This is a genomic window from Mycobacterium szulgai, from assembly GCF_002116635.1.
Classification (GTDB): domain Bacteria; phylum Actinomycetota; class Actinomycetes; order Mycobacteriales; family Mycobacteriaceae; genus Mycobacterium; species Mycobacterium szulgai.
Genome location: NZ_LQPW01000015.1, coordinates 21,659 through 38,633, shown reverse-complemented (window position 1 = coordinate 38,633; position 16,975 = coordinate 21,659). Strand labels below are relative to the sequence as shown.

Annotated in this window: 14 protein-coding genes and 1 pseudogene; 11 read left to right on the top strand and 4 right to left on the bottom strand. The window is 67.6% G+C overall.

What is annotated here, in order from left to right; genetic code table 11:
* The 5 genes and pseudogenes from AWC27_RS30790 to AWC27_RS03810 all read left to right on the top strand — a co-directional run.
* A pseudogene (locus AWC27_RS30790) lies at positions 1 to 336 on the top strand (hypothetical protein); the annotation flags it as partial.
* A gap of 163 nt (positions 337 to 499) precedes the next feature.
* Entirely contained in the window at positions 500 to 2,389 is a 1,890-nt protein-coding gene (locus AWC27_RS03825) for an Hsp70 family protein (protein WP_085669276.1), read from the top strand.
* Positions 2,390 to 2,476: 87 nt separating this feature from the next.
* The gene (locus AWC27_RS03820) at positions 2,477 to 3,901 is read left to right on the top strand and encodes a DUF7159 family protein (protein ID WP_085669275.1); all 1,425 of its coding nucleotides are present in this window, start codon (positions 2,477 to 2,479) and stop codon (positions 3,899 to 3,901) included.
* A 42-nt stretch (positions 3,902 to 3,943) separates the two neighbouring features.
* Positions 3,944 to 4,333, top strand: coding sequence for a hypothetical protein (locus tag AWC27_RS03815; protein WP_083116354.1), 390 nt, complete (start codon positions 3,944 to 3,946; stop codon positions 4,331 to 4,333).
* A gap of 16 nt (positions 4,334 to 4,349) precedes the next feature.
* Positions 4,350 to 7,541, top strand: a complete 3,192-nt coding sequence (locus AWC27_RS03810) for an ATP-binding protein (RefSeq protein WP_085669274.1) — start codon at positions 4,350 to 4,352, stop codon at positions 7,539 to 7,541.
* A gap of 19 nt (positions 7,542 to 7,560) precedes the next feature.
* Here AWC27_RS03810 and AWC27_RS03805 read toward each other — a convergent pair whose 3' ends face one another.
* Positions 7,561 to 8,313 carry a DUF3060 domain-containing protein gene (locus tag AWC27_RS03805; RefSeq protein WP_085669273.1) on the bottom strand — a complete coding sequence of 251 codons (753 nt, stop codon included), beginning with the start codon at positions 8,311 to 8,313 and terminating at the stop codon, positions 7,561 to 7,563.
* Between the two features lie 24 nt (positions 8,314 to 8,337).
* Here AWC27_RS03805 and AWC27_RS03800 point away from each other — a divergent pair, with 24 nt between their 5' ends.
* The 6 genes from AWC27_RS03800 to AWC27_RS03775 all read left to right on the top strand — a co-directional run bounded on the left by AWC27_RS03800 (position 8,338) and on the right by AWC27_RS03775 (position 13,235).
* Positions 8,338 to 9,369 carry an NADP-dependent oxidoreductase gene (locus tag AWC27_RS03800; protein ID WP_085669272.1) on the top strand — a complete coding sequence of 344 codons (1,032 nt, stop codon included), beginning with the start codon at positions 8,338 to 8,340 and terminating at the stop codon, positions 9,367 to 9,369.
* 19 nt (positions 9,370 to 9,388) lie between these two features.
* Positions 9,389 to 10,273 carry a glycoside hydrolase family 16 protein gene (locus AWC27_RS03795; protein ID WP_085669271.1) on the top strand — a complete coding sequence of 295 codons (885 nt, stop codon included), beginning with the start codon at positions 9,389 to 9,391 and terminating at the stop codon, positions 10,271 to 10,273.
* A gap of 71 nt (positions 10,274 to 10,344) precedes the next feature.
* Positions 10,345 to 10,767 (top strand): MarR family winged helix-turn-helix transcriptional regulator, encoded by a 423-nt coding sequence (locus tag AWC27_RS03790; RefSeq protein ID WP_085669282.1) that lies wholly within the window; start codon positions 10,345 to 10,347, stop codon positions 10,765 to 10,767.
* 84 nt (positions 10,768 to 10,851) lie between these two features.
* On the top strand, positions 10,852 to 11,088 hold the full coding sequence (locus AWC27_RS03785; RefSeq protein WP_169726705.1) for a PASTA domain-containing protein: 237 nt from the start codon (positions 10,852 to 10,854) through the stop codon (positions 11,086 to 11,088).
* Between the two features lie 42 nt (positions 11,089 to 11,130).
* Positions 11,131 to 11,730, top strand: a complete 600-nt coding sequence (locus AWC27_RS03780) for a muconolactone Delta-isomerase family protein (RefSeq protein WP_085669281.1) — start codon at positions 11,131 to 11,133, stop codon at positions 11,728 to 11,730.
* A gap of 5 nt (positions 11,731 to 11,735) precedes the next feature.
* A complete protein-coding gene (locus AWC27_RS03775; RefSeq protein WP_085669269.1) occupies positions 11,736 to 13,235 on the top strand; it encodes a bifunctional phosphatase PAP2/diacylglycerol kinase family protein in 1,500 nt (499 codons plus the stop codon).
* On the opposite strand, the gene AWC27_RS03770 is transcribed toward AWC27_RS03775, so the two are convergent.
* The 3 genes from AWC27_RS03770 to AWC27_RS03760 are packed head-to-tail and all read right to left on the bottom strand — an operon-like array spanning position 13,232 to position 16,891.
* Positions 13,232 to 14,041: a hypothetical protein gene (locus AWC27_RS03770; protein WP_085669268.1), complete on the bottom strand. Its 810-nt coding sequence runs from the start codon at positions 14,039 to 14,041 to the stop codon at positions 13,232 to 13,234. The genes AWC27_RS03775 and AWC27_RS03770 overlap by 4 nt on opposite strands.
* A gap of 58 nt (positions 14,042 to 14,099) precedes the next feature.
* On the bottom strand, positions 14,100 to 15,497 hold the full coding sequence (gene xylB, locus AWC27_RS03765; RefSeq protein WP_085669267.1) for a xylulokinase: 1,398 nt from the start codon (positions 15,495 to 15,497) through the stop codon (positions 14,100 to 14,102).
* Positions 15,494 to 16,891 carry a mannitol dehydrogenase family protein gene (locus tag AWC27_RS03760; protein ID WP_085669266.1) on the bottom strand — a complete coding sequence of 466 codons (1,398 nt, stop codon included), beginning with the start codon at positions 16,889 to 16,891 and terminating at the stop codon, positions 15,494 to 15,496. Before AWC27_RS03760 ends, xylB begins: the two co-directional genes overlap by 4 nt.
* Between the last annotated feature and the right edge of the window lie 84 nt (positions 16,892 to 16,975).

Here is a 16,975-nt window from a genome sequence, read left to right as displayed (position 1 = left end):
CCGCTAGGGTCGTTGGCCAGCGTTAACCATAGCGGCTGGCTGATCGGGTGGGGCGGCGTGGGTGGGGACGGCAACGTAGGCGCCGGCCAGGGCGGCACCGGCGGCAACGCCGGACTGATCGGCATCGGCGGCGATGGCGGAGACGGTGGCTTCGCCATCGGTCAGTTCCCGGTATGGGGGAACGGCGGCAACGGCGGTCGCGCTTTCCTGATCGGCTTGAGCGGCTCCGGCGGCAATGGCGCCATCGCGGGACCGGGCGGGGCGCAACCGATCTTCTTTGGCTGGCCAGGAGCCGCTGGCCACGTCAACACCGACAACGACTACTACCTCAACTGATTGGTCGCGGGCTGCCTCGATATGTCAAGGCGGCAAATGTACCGCTTTGATGACGACACGGCATCGACCGTATACCAATGGCATTGTGAACCAACGACATTCGGCGCGGCCGCCGCTATGGTTAACGCTGGCCAACGACCCTATCGACGAAAGTATTCGATATATGTACGACCCGCTGGGGTTGTCGATCGGGACTACCAACCTGGTTGCTGCGGTGCACGGAAGTTCGCCCGTGATCCGTCGCGCTGTCCTGACGCTGTACCCGCATTGTGCGCCGAAAATCGGTGCACTGGGCCAGGATCTGGACCTGACCGAGTCTGGCACGCTGATGAGCGGCTTCGTGGAGCGCATCGGCGATTCCGTGGCGCTGGTGTCGCCCGACGGGTCTGCGCATGATCCCGACCTGCTGATGGTCGAAGCGCTGGACGCGATGGTGGTCAGCGCCGGCGCCGACGTGAGCTCCGCGGAGATCTCCATTGCCGTTCCCTCGCACTGGAAACCGGCGACGGTGCAGGCGCTGCGCAACGGATTGCGTACCCATGTCGGCTTCGTTCGCAGCGGCATGGCGCCGCGACTGGTGCCGGACTCCATCGCGGCGCTGACGGCGGTGAACGCCGAATTTGGCCTTCCCGCAGGCGGTGTGGTGGGACTGCTGGACTTCGGCGGCTCGGGCACCTATGTCACGCTGGTGGAAACCAAGTCGGACTTCGAACCCGTCAGCGCCACAATGCGTTACGAGGATTTCTGCGGTAACCAGCTCGACCAGGCGCTGCTGCTGCACGTCATCGACATACTCGGCCACGACGACATCGACCCGGAGAGCACCACCGCGGTCGGCCAACTCGGCCAGCTCAGGGAGCAGTGCCGCGAGGCCAAGGAACGCCTGTCCACCGATGCGGTCACCGAGTTGGCCGCCGAGTTGCGCGGATCGCTATCCAGCGTCCGGGTGACGCGCGACGATTTCGAGAACCTGATCCAGGATCGGCTGACCGGATTCATCTACGCGTTCGACGACATGCTGGCGCGTAACAACGCGGGCTGGGCAGACCTCGCCGCGGTGGTCACGGTCGGCGGGGGCGCAAGCATTCCCCTTGTCGCACAACGCCTTGAGGTGCATACCCGCCGGCCGGTGCTGACCGCCGCGCAACCCGCTCAGGCGGCCGCCATGGGCGCGTTGTTGCTGGCCACCCGGGGCCAATCGGTCGACCTGCGGACGCGGACCTCGCTCGGTCTGCTGGCAGCCGCCGGGGCGGCCAAGGCCGGCAGCGGCGTGATCGACCGTCCGGCCGGCGACGTGCTGGTGATCGACCACGACGCATTGACCGACCGCGAACTGGCCTGGTCGCAGACCGAGTTTCCCGGCGAGGTGCCGGTGCGCTTCGCCGGCGACTCGTACAACGAAGAGGGCCCCTGCTGGTCGATGCGGCTGAACCTGATCGAGCCGCCGAAGGAACCGCCGTGGCGGCGATTCCGGGTATCGCAGCTGCTGATCGGGCTCAGCGCGGTGGTCGCCATGACCGCGATCGGCGGTGTGGCGTTCACACTGACGGCCCTCGAACGGCATCCGGCGCACCACACCCCGGTGGTGCCCAGCGTCGCGCCGCGCAAGCCCAGTGCGGTCGCACCGCCGGTGAGCGCCGAGGTGCCCAGCGCCGCACCCGTCCCCACCAGCGTCCCGCTACCGCCCCCGCCGGCCGTGGCGCCGCCGCCTGTGGCGCCGTCGGCAGTGGTGCCCTCGCCGGTGCTGACCACCACGCCCCCGCCACCGGTCACCACCACGACGACCATTCCGCCGCGGGCCACCACGACGACCCCGACCACGACCCCGACCACGACGCCGATCACCACGGCGCCGACTACGCCCACGACCACCGAGCCGGAGGCCACCGAGTCACAGTCCCCGACCACCACGTCGACGGTGAAGATGACGACGGAGTGGTTGCACCTGCCGCTGCTACCGGTCCCGATACCGATTCAGGTGCCGGCTCCGCAGAATCCGGCCCCGCAGGACCAGGCCCCGCAGAACCCGTTCCGGAATCCGGGTACCCCCTGATCTGAACGCGAGTAGGGTTCGAGCTGGTAGTGCTTCGACGGCGGACCGCGCGGTGCGCTCGTCCGCCTGGACCCCTTTGGAGGGGTTATGGACATCGTGCTCGGAGTATCGATGGAGCCCGCGACGGTCCGCTTGGTGCTGATCGAGGGCGAGAACGCCGACGGCGTCACCGTCGAGGAAGACAACTTCGAGGTCGCGGCGGGTGAGACCGCGGTAGACCAGGCGATCGCGGCGCTGATCGGCACTCGGGAAGGCGCGGCCGAGGGCGGATACCAGCTGGTGTCGACCGGCGTGACGTGGACGAACCCGGCCGACGTCGGCGCGCTGCGCGCCGCCCTCGCCGCCCATGACGTGGGCAGCGTCATGCTCGTTTCGCCGTTGCTCGCCGCCGCCGCGCTGGCGCAGACGGTGGGCAGCGCGCTGGACTACGGCCACATCGCGATGTTGTTCGTCGAGGTTGGCACCGCGACGTTGGCCGTCGTCGACGTCGCCGACGGCTCGATCGTCGATCTGCACCGGCAGTCCTACGAGGCGGCCCACGAGTTGGCGACGATCGTCGCCGGACTCGATGCACCGCAATCTCGATCCGAGGGCGTGTTCGTTATCGGATGTGGCGTCGACATCATCGGGATCAAGCCACTGCTGGAGGCGGCGACATCGCTCGCGGTGAGTGGTCCCGAAGAGCCGGTCATGGCCCTGGCCCGGGGTGCGGCGCTGGCCTCGGCAAACGCGCCGCTGTTCGCGTCGTCGACGGCCGCGCTGGCCTATGCGCTGGATCCCGGTACCGGCGAGGTGAACCCGCGGGCGCTTACCCCGGGCTACCTCGATGTGTGCGCCAATGCCGAACTGGGCGCCCTGGCTTACAGCGCCCTCGACGATCTGGATGACGAGATCGACGAGCCCGAGGAGGCTGACGAACACGACAGCCCGCGGCGGAGCCGGCCGCTGGTGCTGACCGGCGGGGCAATGGCCGGGATCGCGGCCTTTGCGGCCGGCGTGCTGGTGGTCTCGCTGACCTCCGACGTCCGCCCGGCGGCCGCCACCCAGCCCAGCCCGCCCGTTACGCAGGCGCCCGCGGCGTCACCGCATGAGCAATTCCCCATCGCCAGCCTGTTGCCCCCGCCGGAAGCGCCGCCGCCGCCGGTCGTCGAGCAGGCGCCGCCGGCCGTGCAGCAGCCGCCGCCGGCCGTGCAGCAGCCGCCGCCGGTGGTGCAGCAGCCGGCACCCAAGCCGCCGCCCACGGTGGTGAACATGGCACCGGCGACGCCGCCGCCGCGGCGGCAGCCAACCCGGCAGGCCGCCCCGCCGGTGCAGACGCCGGTGCCGCAGGCGCCGGCTCCCTCGGCGCCGCCGGTCGCGGTGCCGCCACCGGCGCCCGAACCCGCTGCCCAGCCGACGCCGATCATGACGATGTACCTGCACGTCCCGTTCGTGACAATCCCCATCCCGATCTATCCGCCGTCACCGCCGCCGCCCCCGCCGGAGCCCGGCCCTGCGGAGCCGGCTCCCTAAGCGCACACTGTGCGGTAACGGTATGAACTGCAAGGAGGTCGTGTGGCCGAGAATGGACCGTTCGGATTCGACCCTGACGATTTCGATCGGGTGATCCGGGAGGGCACCGAGGGACTGCGCGATGCGTTCGAGCGGTTCGGCAGGTTCATGGCCGCCCCCGGCACTCGCAGCGGCTGGTCGGTGCTCTTCGACGACCTGGGGCGGCGGTCACGTCCGGCGCCGGAGACCACGACCGGCGAGGCCGGCGACGGAGTATGGGCCATCTACACCGTGGACGCCGACGGCGGCGCCCGCGTCGAGCAGGTTTACGCCACCGAACTCGACGCTCTGCGCGCGAACAAGAACAACACCGACCCCAAGCGCAAAGTCCGCTTCCTGCCCTACGGCATAGCGGTGAGCGTGCTCGACGATCCGTCGGACGAGTCGACCTAGATTTGGCGACCTAGATTTGGCGGCAACGTCCTCGGTCTGTCACGCATGCGGGTCACAACCGCGCCAGGGAGCCCGGTTCTGCGATGCCTGCGGTTCGCCGCTGACCCTGGTCGTCGATCCGGCCGAATACAAACAAGTCACGGTGCTGTTCGCCGACGTGGTGCGGTCGATGGACATCGCCGCGGCCCTTGGCGCCGAGCGGCTGCGCGAGGTGATGACCGAGCTGGTCGATCGCTCGGCGGCCGTGGTGCAGCGCTACGGCGGTACCGTTGACAAGTTCACCGGCGACGGCATCATGGCCCTGTTCGGTGCCCCGATCACGTTGGAAGACCACGCTTTTCGGGCATGCCTTGCCGCACTTGATATTCAGCAGGTGGCCCAGCAATTGGCGGTTGAGGTGGCCCGCCGCGACGCGATCGACCTCCGGCTGCGGGTCGGGCTGAACTCCGGGCGGGTGATCGCCGGCGAAGTCGGTGCCACCCACCTGGGTTACACGGCGGTTGGTACCCAGGTGGGCATGGCGCAGCGGATGGAAGCAGTGGCCCCGCCGGGCGGTGTCATGCTCAGCGAGTCGACGGCGCGGCTCGTCGAGGACCGAGTTGTGTTGGGGGAGAACGAATCTGTGCACATCAAAGGTGCCGCCAACCCGGTTCCCGCGCGCCGGCTGCTGGCCGCAGGGGGCGAGCATCTCAAGCAGGTACGCAAACCCCGCCATGAATCCCGATTGGTCGGACGCCAGTACGAGAAGGACACCGTCGCCGAACTACTCGACCAGGCCTGCCGCGGCAACGGCACCATCGTCACGGTGTCCGGCCAGCCTGGCGTCGGCAAGACCAGGCTGGCCCGGGAGTCGGTGGCGCTGGCGCGCAGCCGTGGCTTCGCGGTCTTCGTGACCTACTGCGAATCCCACACCCGCGAGATCGCGTTCCATACCGTCTCCAGGCTGCTGCGCGCGATCTTCGAGATCCGCGGTCTTACCGCCGCGCAGGCGCAGTGCCGAGTTCGTAGCGAAATGCCTTTCGCCACTGGCGAAGACCTCCTCTTGCTCGATGACCTGCTTGGTGTCCGCGAGGGTGACCTGCCCCAAACCGCGTTGCCCGACATAAGTCCCGACGCCCGCCGGCGGCGGCTGGTAGAGCTGCTCAAAACGGCTGCGCTGGCCCGCTCGCAGCCCGCGGTCTACGTGATCGAGGACGCTCAGTGGATTGACAGTGCCAGTGAGTCGATGCTTACCGAATTCGCGGCGACGCTGCCCGCAATGCGGGCCACACTGCTGATCATGTACCGGCCCGAGTATCAGGGGCCGCTGGCGAGCATCCCCACGGCATGCTCTTTTCTGCTCGCGCCGCTGAGTGCGTCGCACATCACCGAGTTGATCAGGGAGCTGCTGGGTACGCACCCGTCGGTGCTCGGACTTGCGGCGGTGATCGCCGAGCATGCTGGAGGCATACCGTTTTGCGCCGAGGAGATCGTTCGCGACTTGGTGGAGCGCGGCGACCTCGACGGCGCGCCCGGGGACTATGTCTGTACCCGGGAAGTGCGTGACATCCAGGTGCCGCCCAGCGTGCAAGCGATCGTAGGGGCGCGCATCGACCGGCTGCCCGCGGCGGCGAAGCGCATCCTGCACGCTGCCGCCGTCATCGGCGCCCAGTTCGACACCGAGCTGTTGGCGCACCTACTCGAATCCACCACCGAGGCAACAGATCTGACGCCGTTGATCGAGGCCGAGCTGGTCGAGCCGCTGCCACGCGCGCGCCCGGGCACCTACGCGTTCTGTCACCCGCTGATTCAGGCGGTGGCATACGAATCCCAGCTCAAGGCCGGACGGTCGGAACTGCACCGCCGGGTGGCCGCGGTGATGCAACGAACCCGCGGCGGGTTCACCGGTGAGGAAGCCGCCCTGGTGGCCGCACAGTACGCGGCCGCCGGCGATCTGCGGGATGCCTTCGACTGGCACATGGATGCCGCGAATTGGTATGGCGCACGTGACATCCGGGCGGCCCGCCAGAGCTGGCAACTGGCGCTTCGGGTCGCCGATCGATTGCCCGCCGACGAACCCGATCTGCTGGCCATTCGAATCGCCCCGCGGGCCTTGTTGTGCGGCAGCGCCTTTCAAGTAGGCGGCACGCCCGCCGACACCGGCTTCGAGGAGTTGCGCGAGCTGACCATCGCCGCGGGTGACAAGAAGTCATTGGCCGTCGGCATGGCGGGACACCTGGCCACTCTCACATTCAATTCGCGTCATTGTGAAGCGGCCGACATGGCAACGGAATTCGCTACTTTGGTCGAGTCGATCGGAGAGCCGGCGATGACGGTCGGGTTGTTCTACCCGGCCGCCCAGGCCAAGTGGGAAGCCGGGGAAGCGACGGAGAGCCTGCGGTTGGCTCAGCGGATCATCGATCTGGCTGACGGCGACCCCACCATGGGCAACTTCGTGATCGGATCCCCGCTGGCCTGGGCGTTGACGCTCAAGGGCGCGGCCGAGATGTTCCTGGGGCGCCCGGGCTGGCGGGAGGACCTGCGGGCCGGCATCGTCCTGGCCCGGTCGGTTGACGCCGGCGCCCGGTCCTTCGTGCAGCTGTACAAGTACGCGGCCGCCATCCAGAACGGCGCCGTGCACCCCACTGCGCGCGACGTGGAGCTGGCGGCCGAGTCCTTGGAGGTCGCCCAGCAGTCCGGAGACAACGCCGCACTTGCCTACGCGTTGTTCAATCGCGCTGTCTCGTTGTTGCACCACAACTCCGAGGCGGACGGACTGGAATTCCTGGTGCAGGCAAAAGAGATGGTCGTGCGCGAACAGCTCACCACGACAGTGCGGCGCATGTGCGATATCGAATTCGCCCGTGCGCACAGCCGATCCGGTGATTACGGCAGCGCGATCGAGCTGGCGAGCACGGTCCTGGCCGAACAGTTCGAAACGGGCGAGATGATCTTTCGCGGTCCCGCCACGACCGTGCTGGTCGAGGCGCTGTTGTCGCGCGGCGTGGCCGGCGACATCGCGGCGGCAGAACTTGCCGTCGACCGGTTGGCCGCGGTGCCGACCGAGCCGGAATTCGTCCTGCATGAGCTAGCGGTGCTGCGGCTGCGCGCCCTGCTGGCCCGGGCGCATGGCGACGCGGCCGGCTACGCGCAATTCCGGGAGCGCTTCCGGGACAAGGCAGTTCAGGCCTCGTTCGAAGGATGCCTGGCACAGGCCGAAGCCCTGTGAGCCCTGGACTAGCCCTGTTCTAGCCTTGCTCTACGAAGTTCTTATCGCCGGATTTGCTGATCTTCGGCGAACCGGAGTGATACGTGATCCGATTCTCGATGCCGGAGGCGTCGATGGTGTCGGCGGCGTCGACGGTGACGGTGTTCTTCAACCCCGACACGGTGAGGCTGGCACAGTGGCCGGTGATGACGACCTTGTTCGAAATGCCGCTGACGGTCACGACGCTGTCGTTGCACACGATCGACTTGTTCTCACCGACGCCGGTGACCGTGAGCGTCCCGCCCGGCGGGGGCGCAGAGGACGCCGGTGATGTCGGTGATGTCGGTGATTTCGACGGGCCCGGGCTGCGCGGAGTAGAGCGCGGCAAGCTGGTGATCACAGACGTGCTCGGCTCCGGGGTCACGACGTACTCGCGGTGCAATTGGCGCGAAACGTAGAGCGCGATGCCGCCTACCAGAACCAGCACGCCAATGATGAAGAGCGCGGCCAAGATCCAGAACACGCGGACACCCGACGACGACCGCGGTGTGGCCCCGGGGAACGGGGCTTCATAGCCGTACGACGGCGGCGGGGGTGCAATCGGGGGCGGTCCTATCGGGGGCGGCGCGCCGGTCGGTGGCGGTACTGGACCGGGCGGCGGCGGGGGGTACGCCTGATATGCCGGGTCGAAGGCGGGCGGGGCGCCGCCCAACTCGGATGCGCGAGCCGTGTCGGCCAGCGGGCGTTCCAGCTCGCGGATTCGGCGTTCCGGATCGTCATCCTCTGCGCTCATGGGAGAAAGAATAGGCTCGGCATCGTGCCCGACTTGCCGAACCGTCAGATTGTGTTGCGTCGCCGTCCGGTTGGCCTTGTCCGGCCCGGTGACACCGAGCTGGTCTCGTCGCAGGCACCCGAGCCCGCCGAAGGCGAGGCGTTGCTGAGCACCACCTACGTCGGTCTGGACGCCGCGGTGCGGACCTGGCTGGACGACCAGCCCGGCTACCTGCCGCCGGTGCAGCTGGGCGAGGTCATCCGGGCGGCCGGCATCGGCCAGGTGGTCGCCTCGCGTTGCGGCGCCTACGCCGTCGGCGATGTGGTCACCACGCTGACCGGCTTCCAGGAGTACGCGATCATCCGCGACGACGTGTTCAGCACGCCGATTCCCGGCGAGGACGACCAGCTGGCGATCATGTCGGTGTACGGGCCGACCGGCGCCACCGCCTACTTCGGCATGACCGACATTGGCCGGCCGCAACCCGGTGAGACGGTGGTGGTGTCGGCGGCGGCGGGCGCCACCGGATCGATAGCCGGGCAAATCGCCAAGATCGCCGGAGCCCGCGTCGTGGGGATCGCCGGCGGACCGGAGAAATGCCGGGCGGTGGTCGAGGACTTCGGGTTCGACGCGTGCATCGACTACAAGAACGACGATCTGGCAGCCGCGCTGAAGCAGCACTGCCCGAAGCGGGTTGACGTCTACTTCGACAACGTCGGCGGGCCTATCCTCGACGCGGTGCTGGGCCGGCTCGCCAGCAAGGCGCGGGTGGTGTTGTGCGGCGTGATCTCCAGCTACCTGACCGGCGAGCACCCGGGACCGGCCAACTACGTTAATTTGCTGTCCAAAACCGCTCTCATGCAAGGGTTCAACGCGCTCGACCAGTGGGGCCGCTTCGACGAGGCCTTCGCCCACCTGCGCCAATGGGAGGCCGAGGGCCGGCTCAAGCACCGCCAGACCATTTTTGAGGGCATCGAGTCGTGTGTCGATGCCCTCAACGGACTGTTCACCGGGGCCAACATCGGCAAGACACTGGTCAAAATCAGCGCACCCACGCCCAAAATGACGGTCACCTGACTTCGGCTGCTATCGTCCCTTGCTTATGCCTGAGATGGACCGTCGCCGAATGATCATGATGGCGGGATTCGGCGCACTGGCGGCCGCAGTCCCGGCCCCGAAAGCCCTGGCCAGCCCGTCGCGACCGGCTGCGCCTGCAGGCCCGTCGCCCGTGCCCGCAGCGCCGACCGCCGGAGCCGCCGGCGGGTTCCTGTGGCACGACGAGTTCGACGGCCCCGCCGGTTCGGCCCCCGACCCCGGAAAGTGGGCCATTTCCAACTTCCGGACGCCGATTCGTAACCCTGTCGGCTTCGACCAGCCGCAGTTCTGGGGGCAGTACCGCAATACCCGCCAGAACGTGTTCCTGGACGGGAACTCCAATCTGGTGCTGCGCGCCACGCATGACGGCGGCTACTTCGGTGGCCTGGTCCACGGCCTGTGGCGGGGCGGCGTCGGAACCACGTGGGAAGCCCGGATCAAGTTCAACTGCCTGGCGCCGGGCATGTGGCCGGCCTGGTGGCTGTCGAACGACGACCCCGGCCGCAGCGGCGAGATCGACCTGATCGAGTGGTACGGCAACGGCACCTGGCCGTCGGGAACCACCGTCCACGCCAACCCGGACGGCACCGCGTTCGAGACCTGCCCGATCGGCGTCGACGGGGCCTGGCACAACTGGCGAGTCCGCTGGGATCCGACCGGCATGTACTTTTGGGTGGACTACACCGACGGCGCCGCGCCGTACTTCTCGGTACCGGCCACCGGCATCGAGAACTTGGACGAACCCATCCGCGAATGGCCGTTCAACGACCCCGATTACACAGTGTTCCCGGTGCTCAACCTTGCGGTGGGCGGCTCCGGCGGCGGTGACCCGGCGGCGGGTTCCTATCCGCAGGAGATGCTCATCGACTGGGTGCGCGTCTTCTAGACCCGTCCACCGTGTCCGGTGAGGGGCCCTCGGCCGACCAGATCGATGCCGTTCTGCGCGCATCGCGCGCGATGGTGGGCATTGTCGCGGCGTCCATCGCCGAAGTCGACGACAGTGTGACCGTCCCGCAACTGCGGGTCCTGGTCATGGTGGACACCAGAGGTCCGCTCAACCTCGCGGCAGTGGCCGCCGGGCTGGCCGTGAACCCGTCGAACGCGAGCCGTATCTGTGAGCGCTTGATCAAGGCGGGTCTGCTGGACCGGCAGGAGTCGGCGGAAGACCGGCGAAACATCGTGTTGAGCCTCACCGAAGCCGGACGCCGGCTGGTGAACAAGGTGACGCGCCACCGGCGCACGGCGATCACCCGAGTGCTGCGCGACATGGATCCCCAGGATCGCGAGCTGCTCAAGACGGCCCTGGACAAGTTCGCCAACGCGACCGGTGAACCGGGACCCGGCGACGCGGTGACGACGATCTGGCCCGCTGGCCACTGAATCGCGGCCGGGTCGCCTATAATTGCGTCGACGCAAATATTGTCCCCGGCAACAACCGAAGTAGAAAGCAGATCGATCGCTCCAGTGACTTCGCAGCGCCCCGCGCAGATCATCGTCCCCGATGTACGAGGCCAGGACGGCGACACAGTGCGAAAGACCTTGCGCCGACTCGGCCTCACCGATGTCAGTATGTCCTCGACGAATCCGCAATACGGCGTGGTCATGCTGGAATCGTGCTGGACGGCGGTGAGCATCGACCCGCCGCCGGGAACCGCGGTGGACCCCGATGACCCCGTAGTGGTCCAGGTGTACAAGGACTAGCTCTAAAGTCTTCTCGTGCTCAGCACGGACTTTCTGGTCACGATGACCACCCATGTGCCTGCCGGCACGTCTGAAGCCGAGGTCGACGAGGTTCGCGCGCGCGAGGCCGCGTGCTCGCGCGAACTCGCGGCACAGGGGCATCTGCTGCGGCTGTGGCGTCCGCCGCTGCGGCCCGGCGAATGGCGCACCCTGGGTTTGTTCGCCGCCTCCGACTCGGGTCAGTTGGAGGGGCTGCTGGCTTCGATGCCGTTGCGGATCTGGCGTACCGACGAGATCACGGTGTTGGAACGCCATCCGGACGACCCGCTGGGTGCGGGCATTACCGGCCGCCCCGGCAAGGGGCCGGAGTTCCTGATCACGATGACCATGACGGTGCCGCCGGACACCCCGGAGCACGTCGTCGAGGACACTTCGGCGCGGGAATCGGCTCGGGCGCGCGAGTTGGCCGAACGCGGGCATTTGGTGCGGCTCTGGTCCGTAAGGGCCGAGCCGGACGGCGGCGGCCGGACCCTGGGGCTGTGGCGCGCGCGCGATCCTGGTGAATTGATGGCGCTGCTGGAATCGCTACCGCTGTCGGGGTGGCTGACGATCGAAACGACCGCACTCACCTCGCATCCCAACGATCCAATCCGCTTAGGGTAGAGCTGGTGAGTCGACGGCCCTGGCTACCTAACTGGCAACGTGCGCGCAGCATCAAGCAGATTACCCGTGGATTAGGTGCGCTAGACCGCGAACTGTTCGAGGCGATCGCCGAAAGCCCCACCCCGCTGCTCGACACGGCGATGCCGCCGCTGACCAGGGCGGCTGACTATTCCAAGCTCTGGTTCGTTCTTGCGGCGGTGCTGTTCGCCTCGGGCAAGAACTCCGCCCGGCGCGGCGCGATACGCGGCGTCGGGACGCTCGGTGCCGCCAGTCTGGTCACCAACCAGTTAGCTAAGCGGATCCGTCAGCGCCCTCGACCGCTGTATGACGCGGTGCCGTTGGTGCGGCGGGTGCGGCGCCGTCCCACGTCCAACTCGCTGCCGTCGGGGCACTCGGCAAGCGCGGCCGCCTTCGCCGTCGGGGTCGGCCTGGAAAACCCCCCGCTGGGTTTCGGATTGGCGTTGCTGGCCGGTTTGGTAGGTCTCTCGCGGGTTGCGGTCGGTGCGCATTACCCCGGCGATGTAATCATCGGATTCGGTATCGGCGCCGGCACGGCGGTCCTGGGGGGTCGGCTGGTGCCGCCGATCGTCGAAACCGCTTTGCCGGCAACCGAAACGCTGTGGATCGAGACGCCGGAACGGCCCGACGGTGCCGGGGTTGTTCTCGTCGTCAACCCGGCCTCGGGCAGCGGCACGGGGGCGCGCGTCCTCGACGAGGTGCGCAGCGAGTTACCGCGGGCGCAGATCGTCGAATTGGGTCCCGACGACGACCCGCTGCAGGCGCTGCGCGATGCCGCCGGGCGGGCCGAGGTGCTCGCGGTCGGCGGCGGCGACGGCACGGTGTCCACCGCCGCAGCGGTAGCCCGGGAAGCCGGACTGCCGTTGGCGGTCTTCCCGGCCGGAACGTTCAACCATTTCGCGAAGGACATCGGTTGTGACACCGTGGCCAAAACCGTTGCCGCCATTAGGCGGGGCAGCGTTGCCTGCGTCGACCTGATGTGCCTGAACGAGAGTCAGATGGTGGTCAACACCGCCAGCATCGGCGCCTACCCGGCCTTCGTCCAGGAGCGGGAAAAGCTCGAAAAGCGCATCGGCAAGCCGCTGGCCGGCATGTACGCGATGCTGCACACCCTGCGCAAGGGTCGGCCGGTGCGCATCCGCTACGACAACAAGACGTTGCAGACGTCGCTGTTCTTCTTAGGCAACTCCCTGTATCTCCCAACGGGATTCGCCCCGTCGCGGCGCACCCGCATGGACGACGGACTGATCGACGTGCGCATCCTGGAGACCGGCCCGCGGCTGGCCCGCACCCGGATCCTGGCCGCGCTGGTGCTGGGCCGGCTGGAACGCAGCCCCCTGTATCACGAGATGCAGGTGCCGGAATTCAGCTTCACCGCGGTCGACGGCCCGACGGTCGTCGCGCACGACGGCGAGGTAGGCGAGGAATACGAGAAGGCCAGCTTCACCGCGATGTACCGAAGTCTGCAGGTATTCCGGCCTACTTAGAGCGGTGAGTCGGGTCGTGCCAAGGTGCGCCACATGTGCGCGCTCGGGCTGTTGTCGTAACCCAGCCCCTCTTCCGGCTGCTTGAAGTGACGGCCGACGATGTCCTCGAACGGCTCGAAGGAGACCTCGGCGTTGGGGTCGAACGCATAGACATCGTTCACGGTCACCAGCCGGGATTCCATGTACCACTTGTGTTTTCGAACCATCCGATAGGTCCGCTCGATGTATTCCGGCGGGGTGTAGTCGTGGCCGAAGATCTGGTAGTACATCTGCGGGTACTCGTAGCCGACCTCGTCGTCGGCGTAGAAGCGCAATGCCTGGTGATAGCGGATGGCAAAGGTGCTCTGTTCTGGCAGGTAAGGCTCCAGCAGTTGGGCGCCCCACCATCCGTGGTCCGGTTTGATCAGCGACTGCACCACGTCATGCAGTAGGCACGCCAGGATCACTTCCTCCGACATGCCGGTTTTCATCGCCCGGGTCGCGCTCTGCAGTACGTGATTCGCCGGATTGAAGCGCAGTTCGAAGAAATCCTTCAGCGTGGGCCGGGCCGGCATCGGCGGCAGTATCCGCATGTTTTGGTCAGCGGCGAACAGGTGGCCGGCGCCCCGGCGATAGTTGCGGGTCTCGATCTGTTCTTCGATGTCGGCGACCGAAGGGTATTTGTCGGGTTGACTGGCGAAGACCAATTCGTCGAGCTTGCCCTCCAGGTAGTGCTCCAGCGCGTCGGCTTTGGTCTCGTGGTCCATCTTGTCGACGACCTGTTGACCGCCCAGGCTTGCGATGACGTCTTCTCGATCGATTTCCATATGACCTCCTGTGTTCGCTCCAGCGTCGCAGCTGCCGCGTTTCATCGAATCGGCGAAATCACCGGTCTTGCCCGTCGGTCAGATCACGGACCTGCGCATAACGGTCCAGCACGGCGGGCACCGCGGCAGCGGTGTACTCGTCGGTTGCCGGCGCGGTCCAGGCGGGCGGCCGTGGCGATCCGCGCAACGCCCATGCGGCCTGTCGCGCGGCGCCCAGCGCGACATATTCCGCGGGTTTCGGCGCCAGCACCGGAACTCCGAACACCTGGGGTGCAATCTCGCGCAGCGCCTGCGACCGGGCGCCACCGCCGATCAGCAGTACCCGCCGTGCGGCCAGACCATGCGCGCTGAGTTGCCCGAGGCCGTCGGCCAGCGCGCACAGCAGCCCCTCCACCGCGGCCCTGGCCAGGTTGGCCGGCGTGGCATTCGATACCCGCAGGCCGTGCAGTGCGCCAGTGGCGTTCGGCCGGTTGGGTGTCCGCTCGCCCTCCAAGTACGGCACCAGCACCAGGCCGTCGCTGCCGGGGGCCGCCGAGAGGGCGAGCCGGGACAGCTCGTCGTGGTCTTTGTCCAGCATCGCCGCGACCGCGTCGAGCACCCGAGCGCCGTTGAGCGTGCAGACCAGTGGAAGGTAGCGTCCGGTGCCGTCGGCGAATCCGGCGACCAACCCGGCCTCGTCGCGGATCGGTTGATCGGCGACGGCGGCCACCACTCCCGAGGTGCCGATCGAGACGATCACGTCGCCGGGCTCGACGCGCAGGCCGAGCGCGGCAGCGGCGTTGTCGCCCAGTCCAGCGCCGAAAACAGTTGTCCCGCCCAAAGTTTGGGCTGACGGGCCGAGGACCCTCGGCAGCTGCGGGTGGCGACCGTGCAGGGCCAGCTCCAACAGGTCGAAACGATAGGCGTCGGTGGCGGCGTCGTAGTAACCAGTGCCGCTGGCGTCGCTGCGATCGGTGCTCAGCATGGACAGGTCTGCGTCGCCGCGTAGCCGCCACGTCAACCAGTCGTGCGGCAGGCAAACCGCCGCGGTGCGATCGGCATGCCGCGGTTCGTTGTCGGCGAGCCAGCGCAGCTTGGCCACCGTGACCGCGGCCAGCGGCACGAGGCCGACGGCATGCGCCCACGCGGCCGGGCCACCGAGTTCGGCGACGAGTGCGCGTGCCGCATCGGCCGAACGCACGTCGTTCCACAGCAGCGCGGGCCGCACCACCTGACCGGCCTCGTCGAGGCACACCATGCCGTGTTGTTGGGCGCCCACCGCCACGGCTTCGACGTCGTCCAGGCCGCCCGCGGCTTGGATCGCCTGCTGTGCAGCGAATTCCCATGCAGCGGGCTCGATTTCGGTACCGGTCGGGTGGCCGGCGCGGCCTTGGCGCAACACTTCGCCGGTGTCGGCATCACACACCAGTACCTTGCACGACTGGGTGGACGAGTCGATCCCGGCGACCAGGGTCACGGCTGCTCCTCGAGCAGTGCCCGCAGCGTCGCGCGGGCGCCATTGTGATGCAAGGAGGTTAGCGTCCATACGTAGGGCTCGACGAAGCGCGGCTGGTCGACGAGATCGCCGAACAGGGCGCGGTATTCCAGAAACGCGGTGGCGTTGTCACGCTGGGAGCGGGCCAGCGGCACCAGCGTGCCGGCGATCCGGTCGGCCACGTCGATCGGCTCGCCGTCTTCGTCGATGCCCTCGGCGTAGCGCGCCCAGCTCGCGACGATCGCCGCCGACAGCCGCACCTGGCCACCCGATCGCAGATTGTCGCGAACCACCGGCAGCAACCACTTGGGGATGCGGTCGGAGGATTCGGCGCACAATCTGGTGATCGTGTCGCGGACGTAGGCATTGGCGAAGCGGGGCAGTAGGCCGTCGCGGAACTCGGTGCGCCCGGGAATATGGGGCAGTGTCGGCATCGCTTCGAAATCCAGGTAGCGCGAGAGGAATTCGGCGATCAGCGGGTCTTGGGCGGCCTCGTGCACCAGCCGGTAACCGGCCAGGTACGCGAAGTAGCACAGGCCCTGATGGCTGGCGTTGAGCAGCCGCAGCTTCATCGCCTCGTACGGCGATACGTCGTCGACCAGCCGAACGCCGGCCTTGTCCAGCGGGGGCCGGCCGTCGGCGAAGTCGTCTTCGAGAACCCACATGGCGAACGGTTCGGCGGCCACCGGCCAGGCGTCCAGGATGCCGTACTCGGCGTCTAGGCGCTCGATCAACTCAGGTGTGGTGACGGGCGTGATCCGGTCGACCATCGAGTTGGGGAACTTGGTGTTGGCGTTAATCCATTGCACGAGTGCGGGGTTCGATGCCGCCTGTGAGGTGAACGCTTGACGCGCCACCCGGCCGTTTTCCACGATGTTGTCGCACGACACGATGGTGGGTGAGGGCAGGCCGCGTTCGCGGCGGCGATTCAGCGCCTCCGTCACCAAGCCAAAGGCACTGCTCAGTGGCTGGTTGTAGCCGCCTTCGGTGATGGTGAGCGAGATGATCCGGATGGCGGTGTCGGCAAGTAGCTCGATGACCGCCTCGGGATCGTCCGGCGCATAACGGAAGTCGACGATAGAACCGATCACGCGCGGTTCCCGGGTGCCGTCGGGGTGTTCGAGGATCAACGTGTACAGGTAGTCCTGGCTGCGCAGCGCGTCGCGCATGCGCTGATCACCCGGCAGCACCCCGACACCGCAAATGCCCCAGTCGCGCGCGAGTCCCTGGTTGAGCAGATTGTCGAGATACATGGCCTGATGCGAGCGGTGAAAGCCGCCGACACCGAAATGGACGATGCCGATGCCGATTTGGCTGCGTTCATACCGCGGGACCGCGATCTCGAGGGCGCCCAAGTTCTGTGCGTTGAGCTTCACTAGAACAGTGTGTGGCATGCGCCGACGTGAGTAGCGCAAGACTGGTGATTCCACTGATTCGATGGGCCGCGCAAGGCGGGACGC